A 7,138-nucleotide genomic window follows, 5' to 3' on the forward strand; every position below is an offset into this window, starting at 1 on the left:
GGGTTTACTCCGAAGAAATAGCCTATCTATTTGTAGCAAATATTTATCAAACTGGTCTAAGGTAGAGCATAAAATCCTAAATGGTTAGCAATTGAACGTTCACGCATAGGTACAAGAGTATGAGTTGGTGAATTTAATAATTTAGCTTGGGAATTAGAATTTACTACTAAAGTTGTTGAACCACCACCATCTAAATTTAATGCTTTATCAGCACCTAAGTTAATAATAAATTTAGTTAATTCTGCCAAAGTAACACCATTACTATAAAAAGGCTGTTTACCATCAACTAAAATTAACCATAATTTATCTCCTGTTTGATTAATTGCTACTGCTGTCCGTGGATAGGGTTTTTGATTCAAAGGTGAATTTTTTGGCAGAGTAACTGCTTGACCATTAGCAACTAAAATTAAATTACCAGAGATAGCTTGAATAGTTTGAGCTGAACAAATAGAGTTATCTGATATTTGAGCATAATTATTAACACTCAAACATAAAGTCGGCCAGTTTCTATCAATTATAGAGTAGTCATCACCATTAGATATTGCCCGCCCAACTACATTAACTAAATCACCACTTTTAGGGTAAAAATCCCAAGGTGTCTTTTCATAAAAGGGGGAGAAAAAATTGGCATTTATTGCTAGTTGTAAATCAAATTCATTGACAAATTCAGAAGTGGTGCGGGCACGAATTTTCATATCTGGAGAAGTAGAAATTCTTGGTGTAACTAATGCTCTAACTCCAGGCGTGTTCAGAGCTATAGTCACAACATGAATCATCACCGGGCGTGGTTGAGAAAAGGCAAATCTTTGATAAATAATGCCTGGAAATAGTAATAAATTAGTGTTAGTTCGAGGTGGGCGAATAACAGCAAGTATAGTAGTAATTGTTAGTAGTAAAACCAAGCCTAAAACTATGCTAATAGTCAACAGCGATCGCCATGTAAAAATTCTAGAGCGAGACATTAAATAAAGTCCTCATAACTATAGCAGTACAAAGAATCTGTTATATTCTAGCTTTGGTGTATTATGGTAGAAGGAAGAATGTTTTAGTTATCTAGGCGATTAGTTATCTACCAGAGAAGGAAAAATCTGGCGTTGTGTGAGTTTTAAGCTTTTGATATGTCCGCTCCTTTTCCTTCGACTGCTATACATTCCAAAGCACTCTGCTAGTAAAGTTTCTGCTTAATTAAGAAGAATTAATCAAACCTGCCGGATATAAAATTCTGCACCTTATCTTAGCTATTCCTGTTAAAAGCGATCAAATTACCTGCAAAAAAACTTACGGCCAGCAAGAAGTAGATTAAAAAAAATGAACATAATTCAGAACAAATTTGACAAAAATAGATAATAAAAATCTAATTTATGTAGGCGAAGCTGGATTTTACAAACAAGAAAATTATCCTTATGGTTATAGAATTATACCAGTTTTATAAAAAATTGCTACAGTAGTTTGCTCTGTTGGTAGAAATCTAGAGATTAATACTGTAACTACCTTTTTTAAATTTGGTATTAAGAGTAAAGATCCTACGATTTTAAATTTGGCAAAATATACTGTAAAGAGTGATTGTAATTATTGCTTTACAGGACTTTTCGTTTGAGTAAACCACAAAATATTTTGGGTAGGAGAAACCTTATGATTGGCGATCTATCGGAGTCGGACTAGTTTATCCATTTGAAAACTGCTTTAAGGTCAAAAAAATTATTTTCCCCTCTAAATTGAGTGAAGGGTCATATCATCAAGATTTACTTGAAACTTGGCTGAAAGATTCTTTTATTTCTCAGTTAGAATCAGGAGACATTATAGTAATTGATCATACCAGTTTTCACAAAAAAGATGTTAGCCAAGAGTAACTAGAAAGAATCTTGAACGTGATTTTAACCCCTTTCAGAGAAGCTCTAGAATACTTGTCTTTTTAAAGCGAAGAGTCTCAAATAGTATTATTCTAAATGTAGAAAATGGTCGATAAAAATTCCCCGAGTCATCTAAATATCAGCAGAGCTAAAAACCTTAGCTCTCATCTTCCACCCAAATTTTGATAGATTCATTCAGCATAAGAGTTAACATATTGAAAGTATATCATTACACTAAAGATTAAGCCATTTTATGATGGCAAAAATTTGACTAATAAGTAAAATCAAAATCTCCTCGATGGACTTACTCAAGAAATTCTGCGATAAAACTCATGTCGGTTAAACAAAATCAATTCACAGTTCAATTTTGGGGCGTAAGAGGTAGTATTGCTTCTCCCGGAGCAGAAACAGTAAGATATGGGGGTAATACTCCTTGTGTAGAAATGCGAGTTGGTGGACATCGCCTGATTTTTGACGGTGGAACTGGCCTACGAGTTTTAGGTCAATCCCTGATGTCTCAAATGCCCGTAAAAGCCCATATGTTCTTTACCCATACCCACTGGGATCATATTCAAGGCTTTCCTTTTTTTGTACCTGCTTTTGTTAAAAATAATTGTTTCTATATATACGGAGCAGTTGCTCCAAATGGAGCTACTATTCAACAGAGGTTGAATGACCAGATGCTCAACCCTAATTTTCCTGTACCTTTGCAAGTTATGGGGGCTGAACTTAAGTTTTTCGATTTGGAAATAAGTCAGCCAATTAAAATTGGTGATATAGTTATTGAAAATGCTTTACTCAACCACCCTGGAGAAGCAGTAGGATATCGTGTCAACTGGCAAGGATACACTGCAGCTTATGTTACTGACACAGAACATTTTCCCGATCGCTTTGATGAAAATGTTTTATTTTTGGCTCGTCAAGCAGATGTATTAATCTACGACGCTACTTATACAGATGAAGAATATTATTCGGACAAGTCTAGTAAAATAGGTTGGGGACATTCAACTTGGCAGGAGGCTGTAAAAATTGCTACAGTGGCTCAAGTTAAAAAATTAGTGATTTTTCACCATGACCCTATACATAATGATGATTTCTTAGATAAAGTAGGAGAGCAAGTAGCAGAAAAATTTCCTAATAGTTTGATGGCAAGAGAAGGTCTTTCAATTCAATTAATTCCTCCAAGCAATAGTTAAGACAATAATTCAGCAGTCAAACACTCCAAAAAAATCTAAAGTTTCAGCTTAATATTAATTTTGTTAGTAAGCTGACAAAAAATATAGATGAACAAAGATTAAATGTAGTAGAAAATGATTCAATCAACAAAAATATAAGGTGTGTGGGTAACTTCTTCTTTAGCTACAGTATTAACTCCAACTACCGTTGCCTTGGGAAACTTTGATGGTTTACATCGAGGACATAGGCAAGTAGTTCAACCAACTTTAAAATTAGATACTAGAAAAAATTCACTCTATGTTTATCCATCACAAACAGATACAGAAGTAGACAAAAACACAAAACTTCAATTATTAAATTCATCATGGTATTGCCAAAGTGAATTGGACAAAAATGATGATTGTCAAGAGCCAAAAATTTATTCAACTGTTGTAACTTTTAATCCTCATCCCCAAGAGTTTTTTAGTGGAAAACCAAAAAAATTGTTAGCTCCACTAGATGAAAAATTAGCTCTTTTTCAACAGATGGGAGTAGAACAAGTGGTATTACTGCAATTTGACCAAGAATTGGCCAATTTAACTCCTACTCAATTTGTAGAAAAAATTCTGGTAAAACACTTAAAAGCAAGTCAAGTAAGTGTCGGATGGGACTTCCGCTTTGGTAGAAACAGGGTAGGAAAAGCAACAGATTTACAGACTATTGCAGCTAACTATAATATAGAAGTTACGATTGTACCTCTATACACTTGTGAAAATGGAGAACGTATTAGCAGTTCTATAATTCGTCAAGCTCTTGAGCAAGGAGACCTGAAAAAATCCAATCGTTTATTAGGTCGTCCCTACAGTTTAGCAGGTCAGGTGGTGGAAGGACAAAAATTAGGTAGAACTTTAGGATTTCCTACAGCTAATCTACAGCTACCGCCACAAAAATTTTTGCCTCGTTTTGGAGTTTATGCTGTGGAGGCCTATATCTTTGGACAGAAGCAACTTCAGGAAAATTCTTCTGGCGATTGTCCACACTTAGGAGTAATGAATATTGGCTGTCGCCCCACATTAAATGGTCTACACCCGACTACAGAAATTCACTTGTTAAATTGGTCTGGAGATTTATATGGTCAGACTATAATGGTAAATTTGATTGAGTTTTTAAGACCTGAACAAAAGTTTGCTTCTTTAGATTTACTAAAAGCAAAAATTCAAGAAGACTGTGCAATTGCGAGAAGTATACTCGTAAGTAACACTAAATAAATTTAATATAAAATAATCTTGTTGTTTCAATGGAAAATAGTTTAGTGATGGGTAAATGTCGTATCACTCTAATTGATCATTGCTTTTAAATTAATTATTGGTCGAATGTATCAAAAATAAATTATGCAAAGCTAAAAAAAATATAGCATTCCTGTTTAACTTGTAAAATTTGATGAATAATTTAGCCTAGACATTTTATCAAATTTCTATTTAGCTAAAATTTAAAAAGTTTTACTGGTAGTTTTAAGTTGGACTAAAGTTGTAATCTGTATAATTTTTAGCCAAAACTGTCTATGATATAATCTAGTTCGAGAATAGGTATAGGTTACAGTTTTTGCTTTCAGTGGTGAGCTTTTTTGTGATGTTTCATCTGGCATTACTGGCCTTCCGAAATCTCTCTAGATGGCATTTAATTTTGGAGGTCAAATATGTCGGTTTACGTTGGAAACCTTTCGTACGATGCAACAGATGAAGATATCAGAGATGTCTTCAAGGAGTATGGTAGCGTTAAGCGAGTTCAAGTTCCTTCAGACCGTGAAACTGGTCGCCCCAGGGGCTTTGCTTTTGTAGAAATGGAGACAGAAGATGAAGAGACAGCAGCCATTGAAGCACTTGATGGTGCTGAATGGATGGGACGTACTCTCAAGGTCAATAAAGCAAGGCCACGAGAAGGTCGAGGGTCATCTGGTGGTGGAAGAAGAGGCGGAGGAAACAAATTCTCTAGTGAATACTAAACTCTCATAGTTAAATTAGATTCAATTCAAGGGATGGGAATTAATCCTGTTCCTTTTATCTTCTAGTATTAATCACAATTTGATTGATAATTTTTCTGATGTAAATAGCGCGATCAAGCTAATATTTTAAGTATTAAACTTCAAGAAATTGTTAAAATAAAATTTTTGGCCTTAATTTTGATGATGTTTCTCTTTGGTGTTTATTGTGCCAGACTTTTTGCATAAGTCTGTTAATTTTTTCAATTGATGAAAGAGTTTTAATTTAGTAGTTAGAAGCCAGGATATTTTGGACTTTCAGCCAATATTTATAGATAGCAAATCATAATTTTATGAAAGAAAGTATTGAAAAGCTGAAACAAAATCTTAGTCAGACTATTCTTGGTAAAGAAGATGCCATTAACTTAGTATTAGTAGCACTTCTTTCGGAAGGTCATGTTCTTTTAGAAGATGTTCCCGGTGTGGGTAAGACCTTATTAGCTAAATCTCTAGCTTATTCGATCGCTGGAAAGTTTCAGCGAATTCAATGTACTCCTGATTTACTACCTACCGATATTACTGGTACTAATATTTGGAACCCTAGCAGTGGAAAATTTGAATTTCTACCAGGTCCGGTGTTTGCCAATGTACTATTGACAGATGAAATTAATCGTGCTACTCCGCGTACTCAGTCTGCTCTATTAGAAGTAATGGAGGAAAAACAGGTAACTATAGATGGGGTTTCGCGTTCTGTTCCTAACCCATTTTTTGTCATTGCAACTCAGAACCCTATTGAATATCAGGGGACATTTCCATTGCCGGAAGCACAAATGGATCGTTTTAGTTTATCTCTGACATTAGGCTATCCTACAGAATCTGAAGAGTTACATATGCTACAAAGAATTTCTGAGGGAGTAGGATTAAGTACACTAAAAGCTTGTATTACTTTAGAGGAAGTCGAAGAGTTGCGTCGTTTGTGTAGTCTAGTGAAAGTAGATGAGTCTTTACAAAAATATATTCTCCGATTAGTAAGAGCAACGCGGGAAGATGAAGAAGTTACACTGGGTGTTAGTCCTCGTGGAACAGTTGCTTTGCATCGAGCAGCTCAAGCTTTAGGGTTTCTTGCTGGAAGAGATTACGCTATTCCTGATGATGTGAAATTTCTTTCTCCCTATGTCCTTTCTCATCGTTTGATACCAGCAGGAGGAAGACGTGCTCAAACAATTGTGGAAAGATTACTGACTTCTGTAATGGTTTCCTAAGTTTGAGTTTTTGATTGTTAGAAGTGCGGTTAGCTATTTGATAGTTAACTAGGTTTGCTCAAATTAATGAGAAATACAGGTAATACTAAATCCGGTTTATAGAGTCTGATGATTGTGCAGATTGGGAGGTAGGGTGTAGGGAAGATGGGGAGAGAATTTAATCTTACATCAGAGTTGTCGCTAAATAGAGGGAAAAAATCGCTCCAACCTAGACAGAGCAATAATTCTAAGCATTTTTAATTCCTAATATCTAGAATCCTTACAGAACAAGGTTTTTGGGGATTTTTTAAGTTATAAACCGACTAGTCTATCCTATAAAGTATTTTTGATCACCGGATTTGTTATAAGTAGGTAGGCGTTAACATTTATTGTTAGATAAAGGCAGTAGGCAGAAGGCAGAAGGCAGAATAAAAGAGGTTTCTGAGCTACTTTACTTTTTGTGACATACTTTGTTTTTTGGCTTTGGTGGGTGGAGAATGCTGTAAAATCTAAAGTGTCACAAGGAAAGCTCAAAACAATCCACTGTCCCAAATGTCTATCATCTCGATTGAAAAAAAATGGTTTTCGTCGGGGGAAACAATGCCATCAATGTCAAAATTGTGGCCAACAAGATTGTTGAATCTCCAAGTAATAACGCTGATCATCCAAAAGTCAAAAAACTCTGTCTCAAAATGTATCTCAACGGCATGGGATTTCCAGCCATCGCATCTAGTGACAGAAATTGACCATACTACCATTATCAATTGGGTAAAAGAATTGGCACAACAGTTATAGCAATGAGCGCTGGCATCTTTACATATTACATAAATATTGATAATGTAACATAAAAGTAACTGTATGAGCTGTATTTTTCATAAATTAGGCGATCGCTAAAGGTTAAAGTTTTAAGGATG

At 35.0% G+C, this 7,138-nt stretch carries 7 protein-coding genes; 6 read left to right on the forward strand and 1 reads right to left on the reverse strand.

All coding sequences use genetic code 11. The features are described 5' to 3' along the window. Positions 1-56: 56 nt before the first annotated feature. On the reverse strand, positions 57-962 hold the full coding sequence (locus F6K27_RS23255; RefSeq protein WP_287278534.1) for a phosphodiester glycosidase family protein: 906 nt from the start codon (positions 960-962) through the stop codon (positions 57-59). Positions 963-1,715: 753 nt separating this feature from the next. On the opposite strand from F6K27_RS23255, the gene F6K27_RS23260 reads away from it, so the two are divergent. The 6 genes from F6K27_RS23260 (at position 1,716) to F6K27_RS23285 (ending at position 6,970) form a co-directional block, all read left to right on the forward strand. Continuing rightward, positions 1,716-1,850: a hypothetical protein gene (locus F6K27_RS23260; RefSeq protein WP_287278536.1), complete on the forward strand. Its 135-nt coding sequence runs from the start codon at positions 1,716-1,718 to the stop codon at positions 1,848-1,850. A gap of 332 nt (positions 1,851-2,182) precedes the next feature. Next, the gene (locus tag F6K27_RS23265) at positions 2,183-3,046 is read left to right on the forward strand and encodes an MBL fold metallo-hydrolase (protein ID WP_287278538.1); all 864 of its coding nucleotides are present in this window, start codon (positions 2,183-2,185) and stop codon (positions 3,044-3,046) included. A 141-nt stretch (positions 3,047-3,187) separates the two neighbouring features. Further along, the gene (locus F6K27_RS23270; protein ID WP_287278540.1) at positions 3,188-4,273 is read left to right on the forward strand and encodes a bifunctional riboflavin kinase/FAD synthetase; all 1,086 of its coding nucleotides are present in this window, start codon (positions 3,188-3,190) and stop codon (positions 4,271-4,273) included. Between the two features lie 428 nt (positions 4,274-4,701). Continuing rightward, positions 4,702-5,007 (forward strand): RNA-binding protein, encoded by a 306-nt coding sequence (locus tag F6K27_RS23275; RefSeq protein ID WP_124155647.1) that lies wholly within the window; start codon positions 4,702-4,704, stop codon positions 5,005-5,007. A gap of 329 nt (positions 5,008-5,336) precedes the next feature. Further along, positions 5,337-6,245 (forward strand): MoxR family ATPase, encoded by a 909-nt coding sequence (locus F6K27_RS23280; RefSeq protein ID WP_287278541.1) that lies wholly within the window; start codon positions 5,337-5,339, stop codon positions 6,243-6,245. Positions 6,246-6,802: 557 nt separating this feature from the next. Next, positions 6,803-6,970, forward strand: coding sequence for a hypothetical protein (locus tag F6K27_RS23285; RefSeq protein WP_287278543.1), 168 nt, complete (start codon positions 6,803-6,805; stop codon positions 6,968-6,970). Positions 6,971-7,138 lie beyond the last annotated feature (168 nt).

The sequence above is a fragment of the Okeania sp. SIO2F5 genome (genome assembly GCF_010692685.1).
GTDB lineage: Bacteria > Cyanobacteriota > Cyanobacteriia > Cyanobacteriales > Microcoleaceae > Okeania > Okeania hirsuta.